Source organism: Pseudarthrobacter sp. KH_020_B, from assembly GCF_057840185.1.
In genome coordinates this window covers 3161309-3186878 of sequence record NZ_CM174506.1, presented here as the reverse complement: position 1 = coordinate 3186878, position 25570 = coordinate 3161309, and the positions used below count along the sequence as shown (strand labels likewise).

Genomic DNA, 25570 nt, shown 5'->3' with positions numbered 1-25570 from the left:
CGAGAGTGGGACCATTGTAGGAGTCCCACAATCGGACGCCCGTCCGTGCTCGGCAGCCTTAAACCGAGCTTGGTGCCAGCAGCCGAGGACGTAGTGCAGATGAAAGGGTTATCGCATGGCTAAGGGTGCGCGGCCACCACCTGACGAAAGCAGGCCCACATGACTGTTTCCCCCCTCATCTGGGGCATCACCATCGTCGTCATCCTGGCTCTGCTCGCTTTCGACTACTTCTTCCACATCCGCAAGGCGCACGTTCCCACACTGAAAGAAGCAGCCCTTTGGTCCACCATTTACGTGGGCATTGCCGTCCTCTTCGGCATCCTGGTTCTGCTCTTCGGCGGTACCACCATGGCGTCGGAGTACTTCGCCGGCTACATCACGGAGAAGGCTCTTTCAGTTGACAACCTGTTTGTCTTCCTGATCATCATGGCGAGCTTCCGGGTCCCCCGCGAGGACCAGCAGAAGGTGCTGCTGTTCGGCATCGTCTTCTCGCTGATCGCCCGGACCGGGTTCATCTTCCTGGGCGCGGCGCTGATCAATTCCTTCGCCTGGGTGTTCTACATCTTTGGCCTGATCCTGCTGATCACTGCAGGCAATCTGCTCAAACCCGAACCCCACGGCGAGAAGCAGGCGGACAACTTCATGATCAGCCTGGCCAAGAGGAGCTTCCACACCACAGAGCACTACGACGGCGACAAGCTGTTCACCATGCACAACGGCAAGAAGGCGCTCACGCCCATGCTGCTGGTCATGGTCGCGATCGGCAGCACTGACATACTGTTCGCGCTGGACTCCATACCCGCGATCTTCGGGCTGACCCAGAATGTGTACATTGTCTTCACCGCCACCGCGTTCTCCCTGATGGGACTGCGCCAACTGTACTTCCTGATAGACGGGCTGCTGGACCGGCTCATCTACCTCTCCTACGGCCTGGCGATCGTTCTGGCATTCATCGGCGTCAAGCTGGTGCTCCATGCCCTCCATGAGAACAACCTGCCGTTCATCAACGGCGGCGAACCGGTCCCGGTCGTGGAATTCACCACGGGCCTGTCCCTGGGTGTCATCATTGGAGCGCTCATCGTTACCGTGGTGGTCTCGTTGCTGAGCAAGGCGGGCAAAGCCCAGACCTCCATCAACAACGCGCGCCGACATGCGGTCAGCTACCTTGACCTTGACTACACCGCTGATCCTGCCGAGCGCGAGCGGATCTACCTGCTGCTGACCGAGGAGGAAGCCCAAATCCTGGCAATGGACCTGAAATACCGCAACAAAGCCAAGGACGTCGACAGGATCCGTGAGCAGGTAGCGGAAGCGCATCGGCGGCACGACGAGTATTTAGCCCGGTAGGGCCGGGCACGTCACACGGAGCCTGCCGTGGGGCGGCACGGCCGCCCCACCCCAAACGGTAAGGAGAACCGTCAATGAGCTTTGAAGGCGCGATCAACAGTACAAATCCGGTACCAGCACCGAGAGATAGCATTGTGGTCGGGCACGACGGATCCAAGGGTGCGGACAACGCATTGGCCATGGCCCTGTGGCTCGCCGAACAGCTGTCCGTCCCCGTCGTCGTCGTGCGGGCGTGGTCCATCGCGACCGCGCCGCGGCCATCCCATTGGGAGTTCGGGTATGTGTCTTCGTTTGATGAGTATTCCGCTGCGGTCCACGACGAACTTGTGCAGGACTCGAGCACCATCGTCGGGACGTTTCACATGGTTCCGGTTACTTACCGCGCCGTACATGCCGCTCCCGCAACGAGCCTCATTGCCCTCTCACAAGACGCCCGCATGCTGGTCGTTGGAACCCGCGGGCGCGGCGGTCTCGCCGGGTTGCTGCTCGGCTCCGTGAGTGAGCAGTGTGTACGGCACGCGGCTTGCCCTGTCCTGGTCGTACGGCCGCAGACCTGAGGCGTTGGGCGCCGGCTTAGGGACTCCCATGCGACAGGGACACCGGCCATGCTCGACATGCGAATGTGAGACAGGCCAGCAAGGGCCGGGGTTCGTGATGAACCCCGGCCTTGCTGCCCGCTCAGCGGTGGACGCGGCTGGCTACAGCTTGTCGAAGTCGGCTTCGTCGACCGTGGACTCAGTCCTGGCACCGGCAGCGCCGATGGCCGGCTTGGCGCTGCCGGACTTCAGGGCTGCCAAGCGTGCCTCGATTTCCACCTGCTCGCCGAGGTCTTCCAGCTGGTTGAACTGGGCGTCCAGGCTCGACGCGGCAAGCTCCTGCTGGCCGCGGACCTTGGCCTCTTCGCGGCGGATTTTCTCTTCGAAGCGGCCAACTTCGCTGGTGGGATCCATGAAGTCGATGCTCTTGATGGCATCGTGCACCTGGGACTGTGCGGCGGCCGTCTTGGAGCGCGCAACCAGCTCGTTGCGCTTGCTGGTGAGTTCGTTGAGCTTGCCCTTCATCTGGTCCAGGCCCGACTTGAGCTTGTCTACTACCTCGGTCTGCGAGGCGATGCTCGGCTCAGCACCCTTGGCTTCGCTTTCCGCGGACATCTGGCGCTGCAGCGCTACCTTCGCGAGGTTGTCGAACTTCTCGGCGTCTACAACATCCCCGGCGCTGCGGTATTCGTCAGCCTTGCGTGACGCGGCGAGGGCCTTGTTGCCCCAGTCCTGGGCGTTCTTGACGTCCTCGCGGTAGTCATCCTGGAGCATACGCAGGTTGCCGATGGTCTGGGCTACGGCGGACTCAGCCTCCGCAATGTTGTTTGTGTAGTCCCGGACCATCTGGTCCAGCATCTTCTGCGGATCCTCAGCGTTGTCCAGCAAGGTGTTGATGTTGGCCTTTGCCAGCTGTGCGATCCGGCCGAAAATGGACTGCTTAACCATGGTGTTACCTTTCGTCCTGCTCAATGGTGGCCACTGAGATCAGTGAACAGTTGTTGTACCGCTTTTTTCGCTGGCAGGTTGGTTCCTGTCGGCGCCTAGCCTTTGATGGTCAGAAGTCCCCGCCGCCGCCGGAATCGCCGCCCCAGCCGCCGCCCATATCGCCGCCGCCGGAGTCACCGCCCCAGCCGCCGCCGTCGCTGTGGCCTCCACCCCAGCCGCCGCCGCTGCCGCCGTTGAGGATGGAGTTGATGAGGATACCGCCAAGGATGGCGCCCCCGAGGCCGCCACCGCCTCCGCCGCGCCCGCCGAACATGCCGCCGCCGAAGCCCTGGTTGGCGTAGCCACCAAAGTTGTCGACGTCGGCCTGGGCCAGCTGCGCTGCCTGGGCCGCGAGGGCATGGGCTTGCTGGGCGTAAGTCAGTGCAGTGACGGGATCATTGCGGGAGATGGACAGCGCGTAGTCGAGGTTGCGCTGGGACTCGGCGAGCCGCGTGCGGGCCTCGGTGCCTACGCCGCCGCGGCGGGCGGTGATGTAGTCCGAGGTGGCACTGATCTGCGCCTGCGCCGACATGATGGTCTGCTGCAGCGACGCCTGCGCGCGGCGGGCCTGGTCCTGCTGGTTCCGGATGCCGGTGAGGGACTGGTCCAGGGCCTGGTGCGCCGTTTCGACGCGCTGCAGGGTAGCGATGGGATCGATCTTCCCGCCCTGGATTTCGGCCTTGACCTGGCCCAGGGCCGCCTCAACGCCGGCTACCGGTCCGGCCAGTTCGGGGTGTTCGCCGGACTGGATCATGGCCTTCGCCTGCGCGAGGTCCTGGGAGGTTTCGACGACGGCAGCCTCCAGGCCGTTCCGGGCTTCGTCCAGGCTGGTGGACACCTTGGCGATGGCGTCCAGCAGAACGTTGGTCTGGTGCAGGCTCTCTTCAGATGCCCGCACGGCGACCGCGGCCAGGCTGCCCTCGCCTTCGGTGAGCTTTTCCTGGGCGGTGGCGGTGGCATTCTGCACAAAGGCCAGGCGTTCCTTGGCCTGGGTGATGTTGTCAGCGACCTGCACGAGCGCGCTGTCCGCGTACTTGGCGCGCAAGACCGTCAGTGACTGTTCGGCGCTGGCGATCTTGGCATCGGCTTCGTGGGCTCCGGCGCTGATGGCTGCCAGTGCCTGCGGGGCGTTCTTCTCGAGCTCCCGGAGCGCGTCGAAGTCGGCCTTCTGCTCCTGGAGCGAGCCGAGCGCTGCCTCTGAACGGCGGATGATTTCCCCGAGCCAGCTGCGCTGCTGTTCTTCCGTATCCGGGATGTGGTCATCAAGCTGCTGCTGGAGCTTGAAGGATTCAGACATGTGGGCTTTGGCCTCGGCCAGGGCCTTCGTGAAGTTCCCCACCGCGGCATCGCCGTACTGGGCCTCCGCGAAGCCGAGCTCCTGCTCGCTGGACTTGATGGCGTCGTCGGCCTCGATGATGAGGGAACCGCTCTTGCGCCGGAGTTCCTCGATGCTGAGCGAAGCCAGGGGATCAAGCTCGGCACCCTGGGGACCATAGCTGGTGCTGGATGACAGGGCTGCCTTCTTCCGCTTGTTCCGGAAGTACAGGTATGCACCGGCTCCACCGGCGGCCACAACGCCGGTTCCAACGAGGACGGCCACGCCGGCGCCGTCACCGGAGGGGACGTTGCCGCTGCCGCCACCTGCCGCATCGCCGATGGCTGCTGCGGCGTTAATGGCCGCTTGGGCGTAGTTGTCATTGGCCAACTGCGGGCCAATGGCTTTGCTCTTGATGTTTTCGATTTGGGCAGTGGTGATCTTGCTGCCGTTGGGCTTGTTCAGAATGTACTGTCTGGTGTCCGTAGCCACCGCAAAAATCAAGGCATTAGGTCCCAGGCTGGCCTTTTTGGCTACCTCGTCCGTCCACGCTTCCCGGTCGGTTGGGTTTTCGAACTTCTTGACGGCGACGACATGCAGCACGGTGGCGTGGTCGGTCCCAAGCTTCTTGATGGCTTCCTGCACACCAGCCTTGTTCGAACCGAGAACCCCGGCGGAGTCCACAATCTTGGAGGAGGGATCCAGAGTCACCGGATCTTCGGCCCAGGCTGCGCCAGCAGGAACCGCGAGCAGCCCGGTCAGGCCGATCACGGCGAGAATACGTTTGAACTTTGACCGCATTGTGCAACCCTTCAGCACGCCTGACACCGATTCGGGACGAATCAACGTCTCAGAATGCAGCAGCGCCCCCACGCGTGGTGTAAAGCCGCAGGTCGCTGTGGCAATTCCTCTTGATTCTATGGTGCACCTTATGGTGCGTCCACACGGACGAATATGCCACCAGCGAAACCCCCCGAAAGCGCTGGCGTGCAGGGATTTTACGTCTCCCAGCAACCTCCCAGCCAACGTTCGCCCCAGTTCCAGCCAGACGGTACATAGTTAATGCAGACGAGGATGAAAGGAAGTCCAATGACTGAGAACCCAACCCAGGGTGCAGCGCCGGAGAACCGCAATCCGGATGAGAACCGGAATGCGGACCAGAACTCTGCGGAGGTCCGCAGCGACGCTGTCGGTCAGACTAATCCAACCGAGCAGCTGGACCGCTCCGGGGCCCCCGGGAACCCCACGCAGCCGCTGCCTGATGCACCTCGTCCGGTTTATCCTCCCCGCGAGCCGTTCTACGGCCAGCAGACACCGGGCCAGCAGACGCCGGGCCAGCAGACGCCAGGCCAGCAAGGACCGGGCCAGCCGACCCCCGGTCCGTACGGCGCCGTCCAGCCTAGCGGCCAGCAGTACGGCCAGCATGGAGCGCATTCAGCTGTTCCGGGATATGCAGGCCACTACAACGCTGGTCCGAACCCGGCTGACGCACCCCGCCGCAAACCGTCCTTCGGCGTCGGGACCCTGGTGGCAAGCATCCTGGCCGCCGGCCTTGTGGGTGGTACCGTGGCCACGGTCGGTTCGGGCAACCTCTTCAACAACGGCTCTCCGTCGGCGTCGAGCAGCAGCAGCCAGCCGGGAACCGTCATAGTCAACAACAAGGACGACGTCAACGCCATCACGGCCGCGGCGCTCAAGGCGTCGCCCAGCGTGGTGACCATCAGCGCCACGAGCGGCAGCGCGGGCGGCACGGGCTCCGGCATCGTTATGGACAACGAAGGCCACATCCTGACCAACACGCACGTGGTGACCCTCGATGGCCAGAGCGCCAACGCAGCCCTGGAGGTTCGCACCAGCGCAGGCAAGGTCCTCAAGGCCAAGCTGGTGGGCACCGACCCCCTGTCTGACCTTGCCGTGATCAAGGTGGACGACGCGTCCGGTCTGACAGCGGCCACCCTCGGAGACTCCGGCAAGCTCAACGTTGGCGACACCGCGATTGCGATCGGCTCCCCGCTGGGCCTCACGGGCACAGTCACTGACGGCATCGTCTCAACCCTGAACCGGACCATCAGCGTTGCGTCCTCGGCGGCACCGAAGGAAGGCGACACTTCCCAGGGCGGCGATCAGGGCTTCCAGTTCGCCCCTCCAAACGGTGGCCAAGGCCAAAGCACCGCCAACCAGGGATCCATCTCCATCAACGTGATCCAGACTGATGCCGCCATCAACCCCGGCAACTCCGGTGGTGCCCTGGTCAACAGCAAGGGCGAGATCATCGGCGTCAACGTGGCCATCGCGTCCGCCGGCTCCGATTCTTCGACCACCGGCGGAAATATCGGAGTGGGCTTCAGCATCCCCATCAACCACGCAAAACGGGTGGCACAGGAGATCATCGACACCGGCAAGGCCTCCCACGGCCAGCTGGGCGTCAGCGTCAAGGAAAAGGCGTCCAGCAGCTCGTCCTCGGGCTTCTCCGTAGGTGCCGACGTGGCAACGGTCGAGCCGAATTCAGCTGCCGCTAAGGCCGGTATCAAGGTGGGCGACGTGGTGATCAAGTTCAACGACCTGGTCATCAGCGAGCCCAACCAGCTCACAGCGGCCGTCCGTGAGCAGGCCGGCGGCTCCACTGTCAAGCTCACCGTCCTGCGCAACGGCCAGGAGCAGACGCTGGACGTCACGCTCGGCACCGCGGCGGACCAATAAAGCCTGATCAGCACAGCGCATGGCAAACAATCAACGACGACGACGGCGGAGGTCACCAAAGGTGATCGCCGCCGTCGTCCTGTGCCGCCGTCGTCGTACGTGTCCCCTGCGCGCCCGGGCAGCGCCGTGACACAGGCGTTAACGGGACGGCAACGGCGGACGGCTATATGGTTAGCTAGGATCTACCCGTACCCCGGGCGTTCCGAGGCCATGACCCCATCCGGCTGGCTGTCCACAAGCATGGAAGGCTGCTGTAAACACAGTGGAAGAGACATTGAAGATCATCGTCCTGGTCAAGCATGTACCGGACGCACAGTTTGACCGTCACCTCACCGGCGAGGGCTACACGACGGACCGTGACGAAAGCATCCTTTCCGAGCTGGACGAATACGCGCTGGAGGCCGCTTTGCAGCTGGCTGAGGCCCGCGGTGGCGCCAAAGCCGGCAACAAGGTCATTGCGCTCAGCATGGGCGCGGCCGGTGCAGTGAACGCGGTGAAGAAGTCACTCCAGATGGGCGCCACCGAAGGTGTGCACCTCACGGACAGTGCCCTTGCCGGCTCAGACGCTGCCGCCACCTCGCTCGCTCTCGCCGCCGCCATCCGCCATATCGGCACCGGCGCCCCGGTGGACCTTGTCCTCACCGGCATGGCGTCCACCGACGGCGAAACCTCCCTGGTCCCGGCCCAGCTCGCCGAGCGTCTCGGCCTGCCGCAGGTCACCTTCGCGTCCTCCCTGACGGTCGACGGCGGCCGGCTCACCGCCCGCCGCGATGCCGACACGTATTCGGAGACCGTCGAGGCAACGCTGCCCGCTGTGGTCTCCGTGACGGACCAGATCAACGAGCCGCGCTACCCCAACTTCAAGGGCATCATCGCGGCCAAGCGCAAGAGCATCACCACCTTGTCCCTGGCAGACATCGGAGTTGATCCCGCGCACGTGGGCCACGCCGGATCGTGGACCACGGTGACCGCTGCAGAGGAACGCCCGCCGCGCACCGCCGGAACCATCATCACCGACGACGGGGACGCCGGCATCAAGCTTGTCGACTTCCTGGCCGCCCAGAAGCTGCTCTAAGAGGGATCACAGACATGGCAAACGTACTCGTATTTATTGACAACCCCGGCGATGCCCTGAAGAAGAGCACCCTCGAACTGCTCACCCTGGGACGCTCCCTCGGAGAGACGGCTGTTGCCCTGAACGGCGATCTGCATCAGGATGTTTCGGCCACACTCGCCGAATATGGCGTCACCGCCGTTCTCCGGCCCTCCACCCAGGACCTGGATGACTACCTCGTCTCGGCGAAGGTAGCCTATCTGGCGGCCGCCGCCGGTGCCGCCGGCGCAGGCACGGTCCTCCTGGACAACTCGCCCGAAGGCAAAGAGATCGCGGCGCGGCTCGGCATCCGGCTCAACGCCGGCGTCATCACCGACGTTGTGGCGGTCGACGCCGACGGCACAGCGCACAAGTCGGTCCTAGCGGGTTCCTACACCACCGCTGCCAGGACCACCACGCCGGTTTCCGTGCTGACGGTGAAGGCCAACAACGTCACGCCCGAGCCCGCGTCCGTGGCTTCCGCCCCGGAGACGTCCACCGTAGAAGTACCGGCGGACGGCACGGCTACGGCGGCCCGCATCACCGCCCGCGAGCAGAAGGCGGCCAGCGGCCGCCCGGATCTGGCAGACGCCCGCATCGTGGTGGCCGGCGGGCGCGGAGTGGACGGCGACTTCGGTCCCGTGGAGCAGCTTGCGGACGCCCTCGGTGCAGCCGTCGGAGCCTCCCGTGCAGCCACGGACGCCGGCTGGATCAGCCATGACGCCCAGGTGGGCCAGACCGGCAAGACCGTGTCGCCCCAGCTCTACATCTCCGCGGGCATTTCCGGTGCCATCCAGCAAAAGGCCGGGATGCAGACCGCGAAGGTCATCGTGGCCGTGAACAAAGACGCCGAGTCACCGATCTTCGAAATCGCCGATTTTGGCATCATCGGGGACCTCTTCGACGTCCTTCCGCAGGCCACCGAAGAGATCAAGAAGCGAAAAGGCTGACCTTGGCCCTCTCCGCTGCCTCAGCACAGAGCCCGTTCAACCCGGACATCCACCGGGTTGGGCGGGTGCTCTGTTTCGCCGCCCACCCGGACGACATCGACTTCGGTGCAGCAGGCACCATCGCCGCCTGGACGGCGGCGGGAATCCAGGTCAGCTACTGCATCTTGACCGACGGCGACGCGGGCGGCTTCGACCCGGCGCACCGGGCGGAGATCATTGCCCTCAGGGCGGCCGAGCAGCGCCGGGCCGCCGAACTGGTGGGTGTGAGCGACATCCACTACCTCCATGAGCGCGACGGCTACCTGGAACCGACGCACGAGGTGATGAAAGGTGTGGTGAAGCTGATCCGGGAAATCCGTCCCGACGTCGTGCTTGCCATGCATCCGGAACGGAACTGGAACCGCCTGCAGAAGAGCCATCCGGACCACCTTGCCGTGGGGGAAGCCGTGACCCGGGCTGCCTACCCTGCGGTCGAAAACCCGTTCGCCTATCCGGAGCTGGCTGCGGCAGGACTCGCGGCGTACAAGCTGCCGTGGCTGTGGCTCTATGCCGGACCGGAAGAGCGGGAAAACCACTTTGTGGATGTCACCGACCACGTGGAAGCCAAGCTCGACGCGATCCACGTGCACGTGAGCCAGCATCCTGACGTTGCGGCCATGGAAGCAGCGGTGCGGAACGGCATGCACCTGAATGCACGGCGTGCGGGCTTTGCCGAGGGCCGCAGCGCCGAAGCGTTCCATGTGGTTGCCGTCAACGGCCCGGGGACCATCGCGGGCTTCTAGGACGTGTTGCCTCGGTGGCGGCTGGGCCCTGGCACAGCCGCCACTCGGAAGCTTAGGCGCCCAGCGGTGCCGCAGCCACGGTGGGGAACGTCGGGGTGGCAGAACCGCCCACGGGCTCCACGGTGATGCCGAGCGCTGCGGCGGACGCGATGCCCTTCACCACGGCTGGCTTGGACAGGGCAGCCTCGTCCATCAGGCCCTGGGAAACCGGTGCCGAGCCGTCCTTGGGGATCAGCCACATCTGGTAGACCTTGCCGGCCGGCGGCGCGGGTACACCGTTCATCTTGACCACCACGGCATCCTTCGACGACGAAATCAGCACCGTGGCGGTGCCGCCGGCGGAGACGGGTACGGAGGCCTCACGGACGTCGTCGGCCCGGACCACCTGGTTCACGGGGTCGTTCTGGTCAGTGATGTAGGCGCCCACGCCCACGCCACCGAGGGCGATCACGGCGGCGGCTGCCACTGCGGTGAGCCAGCGGCGGGCGCCGGCAGGCCGGCGTCGTTCCTCCCTGCGGGACCTCGCCGCGGCGAGCTCATCCAGGGCTTCTGCCGGCGGCTGTGCGGCCGGCGTGGCAGCGGTGGCGGGTTCAGCTGTTATGGGCGCATCGGCGGGCAGCTGCGCGAGGGACGGCAACTGCGACACGATGCGGGCGAAAAGATCCGCGGGGGGCTCGGTCTCAGCCGTAAAGGACGTCGCGAGGGTCTCCCTGGCCTGGCGGACACGCTCAAAGAAAGCGGTGCGTTCGGCGTCGGGCGCGGCGGAGATGTAGCGGTCAATGGCGGCGCGTTCGGCATCGCTGATCGCGTCCAGGGCATAGAGCTCCGCGAGGTCCACGGCCCGCCCGGAATCCAGGTCGGCGGCGATCTCAGTTCCGAACGAGCCGGGACGGCGGGTGCCTCCCTGACTATTCATTTCTGTCATCTCAACTCACCCCCAGACAGGTCTTCAAGCGGATCAGTCCGTCGCGGATGCGGGACTTGATGGTGGGTACTGCTGCGTTTAGCTTTTCCGCGACTTCGCGGTAGGTGAGGCCACCGTAGTAGGCCAGCCGCACGGATTCCTGCTGTGTTTCGGTCAGCGTTTCCAGGCACCGGACCACCGCCTCGGCCTCGAGTCTGCTGTCCACCTCGGCGGAGACGGAGTCGTGGTCCACGTCCTGGCTGCTGGCGCCGTACTTGGCCTCACGGTCGGTGGCCGACTGCGAGGAACGGACCTTGTCCACGGCCCGGCGGTGCGAAATGGTCATCAGCCAGGAGAGCGGACTCCCTGCATCCGGGTTGAACTTCGCCGCGTTCTGCCAGACCTGGAGGAAAACCTCCTGCGTGGTGTCTTCGCTGAGTTCGGGATCGATGAGCACACGCCGCGCCATGCCGAACACCCTGCGGGATGTCAATTGGTAGAACTCGGCAAACGCGGCTTGGTCGCCGCCGGCTATGCGGGCGAGCAGCCCGGCCAAGCGCTGGCTGAGATCCGCCGGTGAGTCTGTGACTGCGGGCGTGGCCTCGGAGTTTGGCGCGTTGGGAGTTTCCATCACTACCCAGCATAAGTCGCCCGGCGGTGAAACCTGAGCATCGCGGCCGGTGCTGCCCCCGGGAAAGGGGAAAGCCGACGGCGCCGCCAGCCTCCTCACTAGCAGTGTCACCTGCCGCTCCCTTCCTCACCCTGGAATTGCTGTCAGGAGTGATTCGGTGCGGACAGCCGTGCGGATGGGCCGCGGGCGCTCAAACCTGGGCGCCGGAGAATCCCTGCTGGCGCCAGGCCTCGTAGACCGCAATGGACGCCGCGTTGGCCAGGTTCAGCGAGCGCAGGGACGGCAGCATTGGAAGGCGCACGGTGGCCGTGACATGGGGATCGCTCTTGAGGTGTTCGGGCAGGCCTACTGATTCCTGGCCGAACATCAGCACATCTCCGGGGCGGTAGGCGATGTCCGCGTAGCTGGCGGTGCCGTCCGAGGTGAAGGCGTACACCCGCTCCGGCTGCAGTTCGCGCCAGGCATCCTCGATGCTTTTGTGGACGGTGACGACGGCCAGGTCGTGGTAGTCCAGGCCGGCGCGCCGGAGCTTGGCATCGGAGAAATCAAAGCCGAGGGGTTCCACCAAGTGCAGTTGGGCGCCGGTTATGGCCGCCAGCCTGATCGCATTGCCGGTGTTGCCGGGGATTTCGGGGGCGTAGAAGAGGATTCGGAACACCGTCCAATCCTAGTCAACCAATCCGGGTCAACGGTTCAGTGCATGCCGCGAAGCAGCCTGGCCAGCACGGACACATTGACGGTATTGGGCGTGGGTCCGGAGGAGAGGAAATGCTTGAGGCCGCGGACCAGGCCCGCCGCGTTCACCACCTGGATGGTTTCGGACGCGCCTGCTGTCCGCCGGAGGCGGTCGATGACGGGCTCGTGGAGGTTGCCGTCTGGGCTGTGGATGACGGTCCAGCCGGTGACGTTCAGTTCCGGGAAGATGTCCTGCATGGACCTGACAACGTGGGCCAGTTGCGGCGGCGCGATGGAGCGTCCGCCGTGTTTCAGCGTCTGTCCGTCCCAGGCATAGGCGCCCTTGGGAAGGAGCATGGACCCGATGAGGGCCAGCCGGTAGCCGGACAGGAGGGCGTGGTCGATGTGGCTGTTATCGGCGGGGGACTGCAGGCCGTTGACCAGCCGGGCCGCAGGAATCGCGGGCAGGACCTGCCGGGTGATGAGCTGGACGGTGCGCATTTCGCGCTGGATCCGGGCATCGGCGCCAAAAATACCCCGTTTTCGCGGCATCCCGTGGACCTGCTGGCTGGCCTGGGCGAAGGGGATGAGCGGCACGGTGCCGGACGCCTCGAAGGCCGCAGCATCATAGGGCGGGACGAAAAGGGGTGGGTCGCCGGCGGTGTTCCGGGGCGTAGTGGGCCTGTGCACGGTGGCCGAGGCGTGGCTGCCCGCCGCCGGCGCATCAAAATGCGCTTCGGAATCGCCCGCACCGGCAGCGTTACGGGCAGTACCCGCAGCATACGAGCGGTCGTAGGCCTTCCGGCGCGTGGGGTTTATCAGCGTTTCGTACGCTGCTGTCACCTGGCGGAAGGCGGCGGCGTCCCCGCCGTGGTCAGGATGGGCCGTTCGCGCGGCCCGGCGGTAGGCCACCTTGATCTCCTTGTCGGTGGCAGTCACCGCGACGCGGAGCACCTCGTAGTAGGAGCTGCTGCTCTCGGTCAAGCACTCATCCTTTTTCTTCGTCTGGCCAGTCCACGGCAGGCAGCCCGGTGGGCCCCATTTTACGGCCTGTCCACATAACGTCTGCGCAGGCCGCCGTGGTTCCCGTGGCTGGCATAATTCAGCCCATGAGGATCGCCGTCGCCGTCAACCCGCAGGCTTCCTTCGGTAAACGCAGCACCGCGGGCGCAGCGGCCGTCAACTATTTCCATTCGGCCGGGGAAGACGTACTGGAGTTGCGGGCGGAAACCGCCGTCGGGCTTGAAGAGGCGGTGCGGGCCGCTTTGGCGGCGGGCATTGATGCGCTTGTGGTGGTGGGCGGCGACGGCCTGGTGCACATGGCGGTGAATGTGCTGGCGGGCTCAGCGTGGGACCGCGTGCCGTTGGGGATTGTGCCCAGCGGAACCGGCAATGACACGGCCAGGACGCTGGGTATACCGCTCGACGACGTCCCCGCGGCCTGCAGTCGGATCGCCGCGGCCCTGGTGACAGCTGGCCGGCCCATGGACCTGGGCAGGATCACGGGCGACGGCCCGCCGCGATGGTTTGCCGGCGTGGTTTCGGCAGGTTTCGATGCCGCCGTCAATGCCAGGGCGAACGCATGGCAGTGGCCGCGCGGGCGGTCCCGCTACAACCTGGCGATGGTGCGCGAGCTGGCCACCTTCCGTGCCATTGACTACACGGTTACCGATTTCACGGCGTCCGACGACGGCGACACCTGGCGGCAGGGCGCCATGCTGATTTCCGTGGCCAACTGCCAGTCCATCGGCGGCGGCATGCGGATCACGCCTCAGGCGCGGGTCGACGACGGGCTCCTGGACCTGTTCATCGTCAAACCCCTGTCGAGGGCGTCCTTCCTGGCGGTGTTTCCCAAGGTTTTCTCCGGCCGGCACCTCGGCCACCCGGCCGTGGAGATCCGGCAAGTCCGGAAAGTGCGGATTTCGGCCGCGAACATCAAGGCCTATGCCGACGGCGAGAGGATCGGTTCGCTGCCCCTCACCATCGAGGTGGTCCCCGGCGCCGTCCGGGTGCTGGCGTAGCTGCGGCGACCGGCGTCTAGACTCTTTGGGGATGACGGCAGGCTGGCCGTCCGGGCGAACATATTGGGGTGGACGTGAAGGCATTGGCTGCGGCTGTACTCGTGGCGGGGGCGCTGCTTGGTGTGACAGCACTGGGAAGCTGCAGTATTGGCGTCCCCGATCCGGCCGCCCCGAAAGCGGAACCAACCGTCACCGCCCTGGCCACCCCCACCATTACCCCCGGCCACGACGCAGAAGCGGTGGCCGCCAAGGACATGCCGTTCTCCGCGGGCGGTTCCCTGGCCGCAGGGGTCCCGGTAGGCATCTCCGACGGACTCAAGGAAGCGCCCGGCTGGCAGCAGGTCAAGGAGGACGTGGCCGGCGAGAGCCAGTACCTGAAGGCTGATGGCTGCCTGGTGGCGGCCAAGATCCGCACCAACCAGGCGCCGCTGGCGCTCCAGGACGACAAAGAGTCAACCGTTGGCCTCTTCACGTACCTGGACCCGAGCATCCTGCCCGGCTACCTGAAGACGGCGACGCTGCGGTGGGGCGGCGAGCCTGGCAAACCGGGGCCATCGGCCGAGGTGCTGGTGCTGGAGAAACCCGGCCAACCGGGCGTCAGGTCCACGGCTGTTATGGCACGGGTGTTCGGCACCGCCGCATCATCGGTCTACATTTCCGTGGCCTGCCCGGACGACGCCACACTGGCAGCCGCCCGGGCCGACGTCGCGGAACGCCTCCTGGTGGTCCCGCCGTCGAACTAGCCGTGCTGGTTACTGTTGGGCCGGTTACTTGCCCGGCCGGCGCCAGGACCCGGCGGGGGAAAGGCGGTTCAGGGCGAGCGCGCCCACAAGCAGGCCGAAGTCCCGCAAGGCCACGTCGTAGAAGCTGCCCAGGACCAGCAGGTTGATGATGATTCCCAACAGCCAGACGGCCACCAGCAGGGAACCGAACCGGGGGCGGACCGCCACCGCAATGCCGGCGATGATCTCAACGACGCCGACGATGTACATAAAGGTCTGCGCCGACACCGGCACCACGGTGGTGGCAACCGGCGCGAGGTAGATGGTCCAGTCCGTCAGGATGTTGGTGAACTTGTCCAGGCCGAAGAGTATCGGTGCGACGGTGAAGACGGTGCGCAGCAGGAAAAACGCCTGCCGGTCCGGTGCCATCGCCTGAAGCCGACCGCCTGCGTTGATTTTCGCGTTGGTTGTCATGGTGGACTCCTTCTAAAAGTAGGTATCATTATTTTAGAAAGATCGACACCATTAAGCAATGGATGTTGTTTTTAGATTTAGGGGCACAGCGTGCGCAGACTTCCGTGGGGCCGCCGCATGGCGGCAGTCGCGTCATTGGGCGACGAGAAGCGCCGGCAGCTCTTTGAGCTGATCGCCGCCTCGGATGCCGCCGTCGGACGCGATGACGCCGCCCTGGCCCTGGGGCTGCCAAGGAGCACGGCATCCTTCCACCTCGACAGGCTGGTCCAGGACGGGCTCCTGGCGGTGGAATTCCACAAGGCTGCCGGGAAGTCGGGTCCCGGCTCCGGGCGGCCGGCGAAAACGTACCGGCAGGCAACGAGCGAGGTCGGGGCCTCGGTCCCTGACCGCAACTACGATCTCGCCGGTGAGCTGCTGGCCGCAGCGATCGAGCATTCCACGGCGACCGGCGCCGCGGTGCATGACTCCCTGCTGGCCACGTCGTACCGTAAGGGCAAGGCCATGGCCTCCGGTGCTGCCAGCCTGGCGGACTTCATCGCGGGGGAGGGCTACGAGCCGCGGCCCGATGGCGCGGGCGGCTTTGTGCTGGTGAACTGCCCGTTCCACCGGCTCTCGGACGGGCACCCGGACGTGGTCTGCGCCATGAACGGGTCATTCCTGCAGGGCGCGGCAGCGGCGTGCGGGGAGCCGGAAGAGCGGGTGGCGCCGAACAGTGAGCCGGGCCAGTGCTGCGCCAGGATCACCCCGCGCTGACGCCTGATAGGACGGGCTGCGGGTGCGCCGCACGTGGCGCCGCTAGAATTGAGGCGTGCCCGTCTACCTCGATCATGCAGCCACCACGCCACTTTCTGCCGAGGCGCTGGCAGCCCTGACGCGGGAACTTTCCCGCACCGGCAATCCTTCGTCCCTGCATGGCTCGGGCCGGCGTGCCCGCCGCTCCGTGGAGGATGCCAGGGAGGCCATCGCGACGGCGGCCGGCGCCCATCCCTCCGAGGTCATCTTTACGTCCGGGGGCACTGAGTCGGACAACCTTGCCGTGAAGGGCCTGTACTGGGCCCGTTCCGGCGAAGACCCGGCACGGCGGCGCATCCTCTGCTCCGCCGTCGAGCATCATGCCGTGCTGGACACCGTGGAATGGCTGGAGCGGCACGAAGGCGCCATCGTCACGTGGCTTCCGGTGGACAGCGAGGGTGTTGTGGACCTTGATGTCCTCGCCGCCGAGCTGGCCCGGGACCCTGAGACCATAGCGCTCGTGACGGTCATGTGGGCCAACAACGAAGTGGGCACCATCCAGCCGGTGCACAGGATGGTGGAGCTGGCGCATGCCGCCGGCGTTCCGGTCCATTCGGATGCCGTACAGGCCTTCGGCTCGCTGCCGGTGGATTTCAAAGCCTCCGGACTGGACGCAATGTCCATATCCGGACACAAGATCGGCGGACCCGTGGGCGTAGGTGCCCTCCTCTTGGGGCGGGCCGTCAAGCTGACCCCGGTGCAGCACGGCGGCGGCCAGGAACGCGACGTGCGCTCCGGGACGCTGGACACGGCGTCCATCGCCGCCTTCGCTGCTGCCGCCGAGGCCGCCACCTCACAGCTTGCCGCCGAGTCCGCGAGGATCGCGGCCCTGCGGGACAGGCTCATCGACGGCGTCCTTCAGCGGGTGCCCGAGGCTGCACTCCGTGGCGCCCCGGGGGAGGGGCGGCTGCCCGGCAATTCGCATTTCACGTTCCCCGGCTGCGAAGGTGATTCCCTGCTGTTCCTGCTGGACCTGGCGGGGGTGGAATCCTCCACCGGATCAGCCTGCACGGCCGGTGTCCCGCGCCCGTCCCACGTGCTGCTGGCCATGGGGCTGGACGAGGAGACCGCCCGCGGTGCGCAGCGCTTCACGCTGGGACATGCCTCGACCGACGCGGACGTGGATGCCTTGCTGGCAGCCCTCCCCGGCGCGTACCAACGCGCCCGCCAGGCAGGGATGGCCGGGCATGAATCCTCGATCCAGACTGCGGGAACGGTAGCGCGTCAGGCTTCCTCCGGCAGGAGCTGATCGAGCCCAACGGAGCTGTCCCCCAGCCGCTTCGCTGTAACTGGCGTCCTGGCCGAGATGAGGGCCTTGATGGTCTTCTGCGCGCCAGGCTGCACTTTCCGTGGCCAGTTGACGCTCATCCCGGCCACCACCCGGGAATCCTGCTGCCAGAACGCCATGAACTCCTTGTCCTCCAGCGACCCCCGGATCACCGGCTCAGCGCCCGCAGCGAGGGAGGGGAATCCGGAGTACTCCATACTGACGTCGAACTGATCGGTGTAGAAATAGGGGATTGTGCTCAGGACGGCGTCGTGGCCCAGTATGGCCCTGGCGGCCACCTTGCCCCCGGTCAGGGCGTTGTGCCAGTGCTCGCTGCGGTGGTGCTGGCCGGTGAAAGGATGCAGGGCGTTGGCGACGTCGCCCGCGGCAAAGATGCCGGGCGCGCTGGTCCGGAGCGAGGCGTCCGTGAGGATCCCGTTGTCCAGGGCGAGGCCGGCAGCCTGCGCGAGTCCCGTCTCGGGAACCACACCGACGGCGATGACCACGAGGTCCGCTGGGATCACTTCCCCGGAATCGGTGACCACCCCGGTGGCAGCCCCGCCGTCGCCGGTGATTTCCCGCGCCGAGGCGGGAAGCCGGAAGCTCACGCCGTTGGCTTCGTGGAGGCCGCGGAAGAACCGTCCGAGGTCGGGGCCGATGGCCGAAGCCAGGGGGATCTCTTCCAAACCGAGGAGCGTGACGTAGTTGCCGTACGTGGCGGCAGCCGCAGCAAGCTCCATGCCGATCCAGCCGGAGCCGATCATCACCACGTTTTTGCCGCCCGCGGCGAGGGCGCTGCGCAACCGCCGGCTGTCATCCAGGGTGCGGAAGGTGGAGACGCCGGATAGATCGGTTCCGGGCAGGCGCAGGGTGCGGGGCGTCGCCCCGGTGGCGAGCAGCAGGGAGCCGTATGCCAGCGTGCTTCCGTCGTCCAGCTCCACAGTTTTGGCGTCCGGCCGGATGCCGGTGACGCGGGCACCCAGGCGGAGGCCGACGTCGTTCTCCGCGTACCAGCCATCCGGCACCACCGGGACGGCATCCTCGGCGGCCTTTCCCAGCAGATACTCCTTGGACAGCGGCGGCCGCAGGTAGGGGTGATGGCGCTCGGCGCCGATGATGGTGACCGGGCCCGCGAACCCTTCTGCCCGCAGGGTCTTGGCGGCGGTGGCCCCGGCCAGTCCGCCGCCAGCAATCACGATGTGCCCCGTGGAAACAGTGTCCTCAGCCATGTCCGCCCGATTCCCGCTGGTGCGTGCTCGAAGTCTAAAACTGTTAATCCTGACTTTAGAATGGATGGTCGGCAGGGTCAAGGGTCTTTTGGGTAGGATTCGGCGTGGCGATAGAATGGTGCGGCAGGCATTGTGCTATCCCTGCGGCCGCCGGTTTGAACGGCGGCCGCCCTTTGCCGGCATCCCCCGAACCCTAAAGAAAGCCAGCATGCGAGTTCTAGCAGCCATGAGCGGTGGAGTTGACTCCGCCGTTGCCGCAGCACGTGCCGTTGAAGCCGGGCACGACGTCGTCGGCGTTCACCTTGCGCTGTCCCGGATGCCCGGCACCCTGCGGACGGGCAGCCGCGGCTGCTGCACCATCGAGGACTCGCGCGATGCGTGGCGGGCCTGCGATGTGTTGGGCATTCCGTACTACGTCTGGGATTTCTCGGAGCGCTTCAAGGAAGATGTGGTCCAGGACTTCATCGACGAATACGCTGCCGGTCGGACACCCAACCCCTGCATGCGCTGCAATGAGCGGATCAAGTTTGCCGCCCTGCTGGAGAAGGCCATCGCCCTGGGCTTTGACGCCGTCTGCACCGGGCATTACGCCAAGGTCATCAAGGACGCGGACGGCAACCCCGAACTTCACCGGGCCGCGGACTGGGCCAAGGACCAGAGCTATGTCCTGGGTGTGCTGACCCACGAGCAGCTCAAGCACTGCATGTTCCCGCTGGCTGACACGCCTTCCAAGGCTGAGGTGCGGGCGGAAGCCGAGCGCCGCGGGCTTTCCGTTGCCAACAAGCCCGACAGCCACGACATCTGCTTCATTCCCGACGGCGACACCGCGGGTTGGCTGGCCGAAAAGATCGACATGACCACCGGCGATATCGTGGACGAGACCGGCACGAAGGTGGGGGAGCACCCGGGAGCCAACGCGTTCACCGTGGGCCAGCGCCGCGGCCTGAAGCTTGGCACACCCGCAGCGGACGGCAAGCCCAGGTTCGTCCTGGAGATCCGGCCCAAGGAGAACAAGGTGGTGGTGGGGCCCCAGGCTCTCCTGGCCATTGACGAGATCCGCGGCATCAAGGTCTCGTGGGCCGGCCTGCCCATCGCGGAAATAGAAACCGGCGCCGAGTTCGACTGCTATGCCCAGGTCCGCGCCCACGGGGACCCCGTGCCGGCAACCGCGCGCATGCTGCCCGGCGAGGACGCGCCTCAACTCCTGGTCACGCTGACCAGTCCGCTGCGCGGTGTAGCGCCCGGCCAGACGGTGGTCCTCTACCAGGGCAGCCGCGTCCTGGGCCAGGCCACCATCGACGCCGCCCGTTCTTTGCAGCGCGCGGAGCTCTGAGGCGGAGCAAATTTACCCTGGTCAGGTAAATTTTGTGTCTCAACTCACAAAATAGCCGGTTGATGAGTCCGGCGTCTGGTTGAATCTAGGCATCAAGACAGCGCGCTGCCCGCTCAAGCCAATACACCCATTTGCGGGCGGCGAGCGCGTACTCATCGAACAGAAAGTTCACAGATGACCAAGAGCACTAAAGCCTTGCGTAGCGCAATCGCGCTCGCAGGCGTTTCCGCCTTCGCGTTGACGGCATGCACGGGTCCATCAGGTGGCGGCGGTGGCAGCACAGCGTCGGAAAATGCAAGCAGCGTCATTGGGTATGGCACCACGGACAAGGTAACTGCCCTGGATCCGGCCGGCTCGTACGACAACGGTTCGTTCATGATGATGAATCAGATTTACTCGTTCCTTTTGAACTCCAAGCCTGGTGGAGCCGACCCCGTGCCTGACCTGGCCGAATCGTCGTCGTTCACGAAGTCCACCGAGTTCACCGTTAAGCTGAAGAACGATCTCAAATGGGCCAACGGGCACGTGCTGGATTCCAAGGACGTGAAGTTCTCGTTTGACCGCCAGGTCGCAATCAAAAATCCCGACGGACCGGCATCGCTGCTGTCCAATATTGATTCCATCGCTGCCCCTGATGCCAGCACCGTGGTTTTCACCCTGAAGAACGCCAACGACCAAACGTTCCCGCAGATTCTCACCAGCCCGGCAGCCGTCATCGTTGACGATGAAGTCTTCCCGGCGGACAAACTCCTCAGCGACGAGGACATTGTCAAGGCCAACGCCTTCCACGGCCAATACATTATCGACTCATACAACAAGAACACGCTGGTTAGCCTGAAGGCGTGGCCCGACTACAAGGGCGTCCTGGGCAAGCCCGCCAACGCAGGGGCCACCATCAAGTACTACACCGACCAGACCAACATGAAATTGGAGGTCAAGGGCGGGCAGATTGATGTTGCTAACCGCAGCCTGAGCGCCACGGACATCGATGACCTCAAGAAGGACTCCAACGTCACGGTCCATGTTGGACCCGGCGGCGAGATGCGGTACATCGTCTTCAACTTCGACACCATGCCTTTCGGCGCCAAGACCCCGGAAGCGGATCCGAAGAAGGCGCTGGCCGTCCGGCAGGCCACCGCAAACCTCATTGACCGCCAGGCCATCTCCGACCAGGTCTACAAGGGCACCTACCTGCCGATGTGGTCCAACGTTCCGTCCGGATTTGTGGGAGCCAACGAATCATTCAAGCAGGCCTACGGCGACGGTTCCGGCAAACCCAGCCTGGACAAGGCCAAGAAGGTCATGGCCGACGCCGGTATCACCAGCCCCGTGAACATCAAGCTGCAATACAACCCAGACCACTATGGCAAGTCATCCGGTGACGAATACGCCATGGTCAAGGACCAGTTGGACAAGAGCGGACTGTTCACGGTGGATCTCCAGTCCACCGAGTGGGTCACGTACAACTCTGCGTCGAAAAAGGACAGCTACCCCGTCTTCCAGCTGGGCTGGTTCCCGGACTTCAGCGATGCGGACAACTACCTGACACCCTTCTTTGTGGGCGGTGGCTTTATGAACAACCACTACTCCAACAGCGAAGTTGAAACGCTGATCGCCAAGCAGTTGGTCACGGCCGACAAGTCGGAACGTGAAAAGTCGATCCAGGAGGTCCAGAACCTCCTCGCCAAGGACATCTCCACCTTGCCGTTGCTGCAGGGGGCCCAGGTTGCTGTTTCAGGGACCAGCGTTAAGGGCGTGGATTCCACCCTGGACGCGTCGTTCAAGTTCCGGCTCGGCACGGTTTCCAAGTAGCGGCCTGGTTTCCAGGTAACACCAAACACCCGCGTGAGGAGGTGGGGCCGACCGGCCCTGCCTCCTACGTGTTGGCTCCACAATTTCCAGTTCCACACCAAGCAGGGACAGCATGGCCACATTGATAGATGCGCCGCCGCCTACGGTTGCGGCCCCCAAATCCAAATCTGCGGGAGGTGGCCTGGGGAAATATATCCTGATCCGCTTCCTGCTCATTTTCCCGACGATTTTTATCCTCGTCACCCTGGTTTTCTTCCTGATGCGGATCACCGGCGATCCCATTACGGCTTCCCAGGGCGGACGCCTCCCGCAAGCCCAAATTGACGCCCTGATACACCAAGCTGGCTACGACCGGAACCTCTTCATTCAGTACGTGGAGTACCTTGGTCACATCGCCACTGGCAACTTCGGCCGGACCATTTCCGATGGCCGGCCGGTCATCGAGATGCTCGCCAAATTTGGCGCCGCCACCCTCGAACTCAGCATCAATGCACTTGTGGTGGCGTTGCTCGTAGGCATTCCGCTGGGAATGTTTGCCGCCCACAAACGGGACAAGGTTCCGGACGCATTCCTGCGCTTGTTCGCCATCCTCTGCTACGCCACCCCGGTCTTCTTTGCAGGCCTCGTGCTGAAGCTCACATTCTCCGTGGCCCTGGGCTGGTTCCCTGTGGCCGGCCGGGCTTCCACCACCACGGAATTGGCGATGGGCAGGCTGGCAGCGCCATCCGGTATCTACTGGCTGGACGCACTGCGCAGCGGCAACCTGTCAGCCTTTGGCGACATCGTCCACCACGCGGTACTTCCCGCTGTTGCGCTGGGTCTTCTGACCGCCGGCGTCTTCCTCCGCTTGGTCCGCACCAATGTGATCGGGACGCTGGGCAAGGACTATGTTGAGGCAGGCAGGTCCCGGGGAGTCAGCGAATACCGACTGGTGACAAAGCACGCCTACAAGCCGGCCCTGATCCCCATCATTACCGTGATGGGTCTGCAGATTGCTTTGCTGCTCGGCGGTGCGGTGCTGACTGAAACCACGTTCGAGTGGAAGGGCCTCGGTTATCAGTTGGCGCAGTACCTCACTGCGCGTGACTTTGTGGCCGTCCAGGGCATCGTCATGCTGCTGGCCGTGATTGTCGCGGTCACGAATTTCGTAGTGGATATTGCCGCGGCCCTGATTGATCCGCGGGTGAGGTACTGATGAGCACCACAGTATTGGAACCGAAAAAGAAGTCCTTGCTGGACCGGCTGCCGGTCTCGTCCCACATCCGCCAAAGCGTTGGGCTGCAACGCACCATGCTGTTGGCCGGCGTCGTGCTTTGCGCTGTATTTGTGCTCGCCGCTGTTTTTGCGCCGCTGCTGGCGCCCTACGGATATTCACAGATCTCCGATGACGCTGGCTCATTCCCGGCACAGGCCGAACCCGGAGGTAAGCATCTGTGGGGAACAACTGTGAGCGGCTACGACGTGCTGTCCCGGGTGATCTGGGGATCGCAGACAGCGCTGGCGGTAATTGTTGCCGCCGTGCTGATGTCCATCTTCCTGGGCGTTTTCCTGGGACTGGTCAGCGGCTACTTCGGCGGCTGGCTGGACCGCGTGCTGGTGGTGATCGCTGACGCAATCTACGCCTTCCCGACACTCCTTGTGGCTATCGTGATGTCGATTGCCATCAACAAGGGCCAGTCAGGGTTCTGGGGCGGAATCCTCGCCTGCGGGTTCGCCATCACGGCGGTGTTTGTGCCGCAGTATTTCCGCGTGATCCGCGCGGAAACCATCCGCCTCAAGGCCGAACCGTTTGTGGAGTCAGCCCAGGTTGTCGGCGCCTCGAGCGCCAGGATAATTAGCCGGCACATCTTCGCCAACGCGACCCGCACCCTGCCGCTGATTTTCACGCTCAACGCCTCCGAGGCCATCCTCACCCTGGCCGGACTGGGTTTCCTGGGCTTCGGCATCGAGCCAAGCTCCGCCGCGGAATGGGGTTTTGACCTGAACAAGGCGATGTCCGATGCCTCGTCCGGCATTTGGTGGACCGGCGTGTTCCCGGGCCTGGCCATCGTCCTAACGGTAGTGGGCCTAACCCTCGTGGGCGAAAGCATCAATGACCTGAACGATCCGCGCCTGCGCGGACGCAAGGCTGCAGGCGTCAAGGGCGGCCCGGGATCCTCAACCCCCGCCGCGCAGGCCGCCATCTCAGCGGATGTGAGAGGATTTTGACCATCAATATTGATTCGGTATCTGACCAGCCCAGGCAGGCCAACCAGCCCGTCCTTGCCATCGACCACCTCAAAGTCACGTTCGCCACCGATGGCGGAGACGTCTACGCCGTGAAGGATGTGAGCCTGGACGTCCGCTCCGGCGAAGTCCTGGCCATCGTGGGCGAATCCGGCTCGGGCAAGACCGTGACCGCGAAAACCATCCTCGGGCTGCTGCCGGAGACAGCCACTAGCGGCGGGGCTGTCCTGATCAACGGGAACAACGTGATCAGCGTCAGCGCCGCGAAGCTGAGGCAGATCCGCGGCCGCGATGTGGCCATGGTGTTCCAGGAGCCCTCCACGGCACTGAACCCGGTGTTCACCGTGGGCTGGCAGATCACCGAGGGCATCCGTGCCCACGCCGGCGGTTCCGGCGGGAAGCGGGTCTCGGCCAGGGACGCCAAGGCCCGTGCCATTGAGGCGCTGCGCAAAGTGGGGATCCCCGATCCGGAGCATCGGGTCAACTACTACCCGCATCAGTTCTCCGGCGGCCAGAAGCAGCGCGTGGTGATCGCCGCCGCGCTGGCCCTGAACCCGGGACTCATTGTGGCCGATGAACCCACCACGGCCCTCGATGTCACCGTCCAGGCCGAAATCCTGGAGCTGCTCAGGGACCTTCGGGACAAATACGGGACCTCGATCGTGCTGATCACCCACAACATGGGCGTGGTGGCAGACCTCGCGGACCGCGTGGTGGTGATGTACCAGGGTGACGTCGTGGAGGAAGCGCCGGTTCGGGTGCTGTTTGCCGAACCCAAGCAGGATTACACCAAGAAGCTGCTGGCCGCAGTGCCCCACCTGGGCCGGAACTCGGCGTCGGAGGGCCTGCGGGAACGCGCGCACCAGGGCTCGCCGGTGCTGGTGGAGGCAACCAGCCTGACCATCGAGTACCCCGGCAGGCTGGGAACCCCGGCCTTCAAGGCCGTGGACGGGGTCAGCTTCACCGTGTCCCCGGGTGAAGTCTTTGGACTGGTGGGCGAATCCGGCTCGGGGAAAACCACCATCGGCCGGGCCATCGCGGGCCTGAACCGGACCACGGGCGGCAGCCTGAAGGTACTTGGCTACGAGATGCTGAACCTCAAGGAGCGGACGTTCAAGCCCCTCCGGAAGGATATTGGCTTTGTGTTCCAGGATCCGGCCGCGTCCTTCAACCCCCAGCTGACCATCGGCGACTGCGTAGCGGAGCCCATGATCATCCACACCAACCCGAGCCCGGCGCAGGCGCGCAAACGCGTTGCCCAGCTGCTCGAATCGGTGCAGCTGCCGGCGTCGTACGCTGAACGGTACCCGCACGAGCTCTCCGGCGGGCAGCGCCAGCGGGCGTCGCTGGCGCGGGCTCTGATCCTGAACCCGCGGCTGCTCATCGCTGACGAGCCGACGTCGGCCCTGGACGTTTCCGTGCAGGCAAAGGTCCTGGAACTCTTCAAGGAAATCCAGGCCGAGTTCGGGTTTGCGGCACTGTTCATCAGCCACGACCTCGCGGTGGTGGACATCCTGTCGCAGTGGGTGGGCGTCCTGTACAAGGGCAAGCTGGTGGAACAGGGCATCGGCAGCCAGGTGATGGGCGCGCCTCAGCACGACTACACCAAACGGCTGATTGCCTCCCTGCCGGTCCCTGATCCGGACGAACAGGCCCGACGGCGGGAAGCGCACCGGGCGCTGCTGGCCCAGTAGGCACCGCCAGCGACCCCCAGTCGAGGCACGAAAAGACGGACATCCCGCCCGACCAGGCGGGGTGTCCGTCCGCCGCTTAA

General features: G+C 65.0%; 23 protein-coding genes. 15 read left to right on the top strand and 8 right to left on the bottom strand.

Going from position 1 to position 25570, the window contains the following annotated elements; translation table 11 throughout:
* The first annotated feature begins 159 nt into the window (after positions 1-159).
* Complete coding sequence (locus AC3IT0_RS14670) at positions 160-1347, top strand: TerC family protein (RefSeq protein ID WP_489320473.1); 1188 nt, start codon at positions 160-162, stop codon at positions 1345-1347.
* A gap of 74 nt (positions 1348-1421) precedes the next feature.
* Complete coding sequence (locus AC3IT0_RS14665) at positions 1422-1904, top strand: universal stress protein (RefSeq protein WP_489320472.1); 483 nt, start codon at positions 1422-1424, stop codon at positions 1902-1904.
* A 141-nt stretch (positions 1905-2045) separates the two neighbouring features.
* Here AC3IT0_RS14665 and AC3IT0_RS14660 read toward each other — a convergent pair whose 3' ends face one another.
* Both AC3IT0_RS14660 and AC3IT0_RS14655 read right to left on the bottom strand, forming a co-directional pair.
* A complete protein-coding gene (locus tag AC3IT0_RS14660; RefSeq protein WP_489320471.1) occupies positions 2046-2831 on the bottom strand; it encodes a PspA/IM30 family protein in 786 nt (261 codons plus the stop codon).
* A 109-nt stretch (positions 2832-2940) separates the two neighbouring features.
* On the bottom strand, positions 2941-4986 hold the full coding sequence (locus AC3IT0_RS14655) for a TPM domain-containing protein (protein WP_489320470.1): 2046 nt from the start codon (positions 4984-4986) through the stop codon (positions 2941-2943).
* Between the two features lie 288 nt (positions 4987-5274).
* On the opposite strand from AC3IT0_RS14655, the gene AC3IT0_RS14650 reads away from it, so the two are divergent.
* The 4 genes from AC3IT0_RS14650 (at position 5275) to AC3IT0_RS14635 (ending at position 9710) form a co-directional block, all read left to right on the top strand.
* On the top strand, positions 5275-6885 hold the full coding sequence (locus AC3IT0_RS14650; protein WP_489320469.1) for a S1C family serine protease: 1611 nt from the start codon (positions 5275-5277) through the stop codon (positions 6883-6885).
* Between the two features lie 274 nt (positions 6886-7159).
* Complete coding sequence (locus tag AC3IT0_RS14645) at positions 7160-7960, top strand: electron transfer flavoprotein subunit beta/FixA family protein (RefSeq protein WP_489323809.1); 801 nt, start codon at positions 7160-7162, stop codon at positions 7958-7960.
* Positions 7961-7974: 14 nt separating this feature from the next.
* Entirely contained in the window at positions 7975-8928 is a 954-nt protein-coding gene (locus AC3IT0_RS14640; RefSeq protein WP_489320468.1) for an electron transfer flavoprotein subunit alpha/FixB family protein, read from the top strand.
* 2 nt (positions 8929-8930) lie between these two features.
* Positions 8931-9710: a PIG-L deacetylase family protein gene (locus AC3IT0_RS14635; RefSeq protein WP_489320467.1), complete on the top strand. Its 780-nt coding sequence runs from the start codon at positions 8931-8933 to the stop codon at positions 9708-9710.
* A gap of 52 nt (positions 9711-9762) precedes the next feature.
* On the opposite strand, the gene AC3IT0_RS14630 is transcribed toward AC3IT0_RS14635, so the two are convergent.
* The 4 genes from AC3IT0_RS14630 to AC3IT0_RS14615 form a co-directional block, all read right to left on the bottom strand.
* Positions 9763-10635: an anti-sigma factor gene (locus tag AC3IT0_RS14630; RefSeq protein WP_489320466.1), complete on the bottom strand. Its 873-nt coding sequence runs from the start codon at positions 10633-10635 to the stop codon at positions 9763-9765.
* Position 10636: 1 nt separating this feature from the next.
* Positions 10637-11245, bottom strand: coding sequence for a sigma-70 family RNA polymerase sigma factor (locus tag AC3IT0_RS14625; RefSeq protein ID WP_489320465.1), 609 nt, complete (start codon positions 11243-11245; stop codon positions 10637-10639).
* Between the two features lie 190 nt (positions 11246-11435).
* Positions 11436-11903 (bottom strand): tRNA (cytidine(34)-2'-O)-methyltransferase, encoded by a 468-nt coding sequence (locus AC3IT0_RS14620; protein ID WP_489320464.1) that lies wholly within the window; start codon positions 11901-11903, stop codon positions 11436-11438.
* Between the two features lie 35 nt (positions 11904-11938).
* Complete coding sequence (locus AC3IT0_RS14615) at positions 11939-12904, bottom strand: J domain-containing protein (protein ID WP_489320463.1); 966 nt, start codon at positions 12902-12904, stop codon at positions 11939-11941.
* Between the two features lie 125 nt (positions 12905-13029).
* On the opposite strand from AC3IT0_RS14615, the gene AC3IT0_RS14610 reads away from it, so the two are divergent.
* Together AC3IT0_RS14610 and AC3IT0_RS14605 are read left to right on the top strand one after the other, a co-directional pair.
* Entirely contained in the window at positions 13030-13941 is a 912-nt protein-coding gene (locus tag AC3IT0_RS14610; protein WP_489320462.1) for a diacylglycerol/lipid kinase family protein, read from the top strand.
* Between the two features lie 68 nt (positions 13942-14009).
* Positions 14010-14684 carry a hypothetical protein gene (locus AC3IT0_RS14605; RefSeq protein WP_489320461.1) on the top strand — a complete coding sequence of 225 codons (675 nt, stop codon included), beginning with the start codon at positions 14010-14012 and terminating at the stop codon, positions 14682-14684.
* Positions 14685-14708: 24 nt separating this feature from the next.
* Here the strand turns inward: AC3IT0_RS14605 and AC3IT0_RS14600 are convergent, their stop codons facing one another.
* Positions 14709-15137 (bottom strand): hypothetical protein, encoded by a 429-nt coding sequence (locus AC3IT0_RS14600; protein WP_489320460.1) that lies wholly within the window; start codon positions 15135-15137, stop codon positions 14709-14711.
* A 90-nt stretch (positions 15138-15227) separates the two neighbouring features.
* Here AC3IT0_RS14600 and AC3IT0_RS14595 point away from each other — a divergent pair, with 90 nt between their 5' ends.
* Positions 15228-15890 carry a helix-turn-helix transcriptional regulator gene (locus AC3IT0_RS14595; protein ID WP_489320459.1) on the top strand — a complete coding sequence of 221 codons (663 nt, stop codon included), beginning with the start codon at positions 15228-15230 and terminating at the stop codon, positions 15888-15890.
* Positions 15891-15945: 55 nt separating this feature from the next.
* On the top strand, positions 15946-17178 hold the full coding sequence (locus AC3IT0_RS14590) for a cysteine desulfurase family protein (protein WP_489320458.1): 1233 nt from the start codon (positions 15946-15948) through the stop codon (positions 17176-17178).
* Here AC3IT0_RS14590 and AC3IT0_RS14585 read toward each other — a convergent pair.
* Entirely contained in the window at positions 17154-18425 is a 1272-nt protein-coding gene (locus AC3IT0_RS14585) for an NAD(P)/FAD-dependent oxidoreductase (protein WP_489320457.1), read from the bottom strand. The two genes, AC3IT0_RS14590 and AC3IT0_RS14585, sit on opposite strands and share 25 nt — an antisense overlap.
* Positions 18426-18651: 226 nt before the next feature.
* Here AC3IT0_RS14585 and mnmA point away from each other — a divergent pair, with 226 nt between their 5' ends.
* From mnmA to AC3IT0_RS14560, 5 genes are all read left to right on the top strand, one after another.
* A complete protein-coding gene (gene mnmA, locus AC3IT0_RS14580) occupies positions 18652-19758 on the top strand; it encodes a tRNA 2-thiouridine(34) synthase MnmA (RefSeq protein WP_489323808.1) in 1107 nt (368 codons plus the stop codon).
* A gap of 174 nt (positions 19759-19932) precedes the next feature.
* Complete coding sequence (locus AC3IT0_RS14575; RefSeq protein WP_489320456.1) at positions 19933-21570, top strand: ABC transporter substrate-binding protein; 1638 nt, start codon at positions 19933-19935, stop codon at positions 21568-21570.
* Between the two features lie 112 nt (positions 21571-21682).
* Entirely contained in the window at positions 21683-22765 is a 1083-nt protein-coding gene (locus AC3IT0_RS14570; RefSeq protein ID WP_489320455.1) for an ABC transporter permease, read from the top strand.
* Entirely contained in the window at positions 22765-23778 is a 1014-nt protein-coding gene (locus AC3IT0_RS14565) for an ABC transporter permease (RefSeq protein WP_489320454.1), read from the top strand. Before AC3IT0_RS14570 ends, AC3IT0_RS14565 begins: the two co-directional genes overlap by 1 nt.
* A complete protein-coding gene (locus AC3IT0_RS14560; RefSeq protein ID WP_489320453.1) occupies positions 23775-25490 on the top strand; it encodes an ABC transporter ATP-binding protein in 1716 nt (571 codons plus the stop codon). Before AC3IT0_RS14565 ends, AC3IT0_RS14560 begins: the two co-directional genes overlap by 4 nt.
* The last annotated feature ends 80 nt before the right edge of the window (positions 25491-25570 follow it).

What these genes read in the sequence shown, in the direction of transcription:
- AC3IT0_RS14610 (WP_489320462.1), top strand. Translation starts at nt 13,030, where the DNA reads ATGAGGATCGCCGTCGCCGTCAACCCGCAGGCTTCCTTCGGTAAACGC.
- AC3IT0_RS14570 (WP_489320455.1), top strand. Translation starts at nt 21,683, where the DNA reads ATGGCCACATTGATAGATGCGCCGCCGCCTACGGTTGCGGCCCCCAAA.
- mnmA (WP_489323808.1), top strand. Translation starts at nt 18,652, where the DNA reads ATGAGCGGTGGAGTTGACTCCGCCGTTGCCGCAGCACGTGCCGTTGAA.
- AC3IT0_RS14625 (WP_489320465.1), bottom strand. Translation starts at nt 11,245, where the DNA reads ATGGAAACTCCCAACGCGCCAAACTCCGAGGCCACGCCCGCAGTCACA.
- AC3IT0_RS14630 (WP_489320466.1), bottom strand. Translation starts at nt 10,635, where the DNA reads ATGACAGAAATGAATAGTCAGGGAGGCACCCGCCGTCCCGGCTCGTTC.
- AC3IT0_RS14575 (WP_489320456.1), top strand. Translation starts at nt 19,933, where the DNA reads ATGACCAAGAGCACTAAAGCCTTGCGTAGCGCAATCGCGCTCGCAGGC.
- AC3IT0_RS14670 (WP_489320473.1), top strand. Translation starts at nt 160, where the DNA reads ATGACTGTTTCCCCCCTCATCTGGGGCATCACCATCGTCGTCATCCTG.
- AC3IT0_RS14585 (WP_489320457.1), bottom strand. Translation starts at nt 18,425, where the DNA reads ATGGCTGAGGACACTGTTTCCACGGGGCACATCGTGATTGCTGGCGGC.
- AC3IT0_RS14655 (WP_489320470.1), bottom strand. Translation starts at nt 4,986, where the DNA reads ATGCGGTCAAAGTTCAAACGTATTCTCGCCGTGATCGGCCTGACCGGG.
- AC3IT0_RS14660 (WP_489320471.1), bottom strand. Translation starts at nt 2,831, where the DNA reads ATGGTTAAGCAGTCCATTTTCGGCCGGATCGCACAGCTGGCAAAGGCC.
- AC3IT0_RS14640 (WP_489320468.1), top strand. Translation starts at nt 7,975, where the DNA reads ATGGCAAACGTACTCGTATTTATTGACAACCCCGGCGATGCCCTGAAG.
- AC3IT0_RS14600 (WP_489320460.1), bottom strand. Translation starts at nt 15,137, where the DNA reads ATGACAACCAACGCGAAAATCAACGCAGGCGGTCGGCTTCAGGCGATG.
- AC3IT0_RS14665 (WP_489320472.1), top strand. Translation starts at nt 1,422, where the DNA reads ATGAGCTTTGAAGGCGCGATCAACAGTACAAATCCGGTACCAGCACCG.
- AC3IT0_RS14565 (WP_489320454.1), top strand. Translation starts at nt 22,765, where the DNA reads ATGAGCACCACAGTATTGGAACCGAAAAAGAAGTCCTTGCTGGACCGG.
- AC3IT0_RS14650 (WP_489320469.1), top strand. Translation starts at nt 5,275, where the DNA reads ATGACTGAGAACCCAACCCAGGGTGCAGCGCCGGAGAACCGCAATCCG.